This is a genomic window from Halorussus ruber (assembly GCF_004765785.1).
Classification (GTDB): Archaea; Halobacteriota; Halobacteria; order Halobacteriales; family Haladaptataceae; genus Halorussus; species Halorussus ruber.
Window position 1 is genome coordinate 1 of the sequence record NZ_SBIT01000033.1, and the last position, 909, is coordinate 909.

General features: G+C 67.3%; 1 pseudogene. It reads right to left on the bottom strand.

From position 1 onward, the window contains the following. Positions 1–909: pseudogene (locus tag EPL01_RS21920) on the bottom strand (hypothetical protein); the annotation flags it as partial.

Here is a 909-nt window from a genome sequence, read left to right on the forward strand (position 1 = left end):
CACGTCCAGCGCCTGCTGGGCGTGAATCCACGCGACCCGGTACTGAGTGATAGCGGTATGGTGCTGGCCGCGATTCCGGAAGCGCTCGGCGCGCTCGACCGCCGCCTTCGCGCCCGTGATGTTCTCCTCGACCGCCGACTCGTCGAACGAGACGTTGCGCTCGCGGAGCGTCTCGCGGACGCGCTCGGCGTCAGCAATGGCAGTCGTGGCGAGTTGCTCGTCAGAACGGACCAGCAGTTTCGTGACGTTGGGCGCGAATTGCGGCGGAGTACTTGCCTCCTTGTCGTGTTCGAACAGGGTGGCCGACGTGGTGCGGTTCGCGTCGAGGACGTACTCCAGGGACTTGTTGAGGGCTTTGAGTGCGGCGGTGCGGTGGCGCTGGGCCGACCGGCCGGGGCCGTCGAAGTCGGCCTGCTGGAGCGCGGCGATGGCGGCGAGGCGGTAGTCGGCGGCGGAGGCGTCGTCGTGGATGGTGACGTTGACCGAGGCGTTCGCTAACGGTTTGCTCTTGTTGGCGAGTGCCGACCGGTTGTGCGCGACACTCGGCGGCGTCTCCGGGTTCTGCGCCCACTCGGGCGGCCCGCGGTCCTCGGGTGGGCCACCGCCACGGTCTTCTGGTGGGCCTCGGTCCTCGGGCGGACCGGGGTCTTCAGGTGGTCCGGGGTCTTCCGGTGGGCCTCGCGTCTTATTTCCGGGTGGGCCTTGGGTTTTGTTTCCAGGCGGTCCCTGCGTCTTGTTTTCGGGTGGCCCCTGAGTTTTGTTGCCCGGTGGGCCTTGCGTTCTGTTCTCGGGCGGCCCCTGTGTCTTGTTGCGGGTGGTTGTTGGCGGGCCTCCCGGTGGTTTTGCGGTGGTAGTTTCGGGCGGTGTCGTCGTGGCTGTGGTCGTCTGCGACGTGTTTTTCCCCTTACC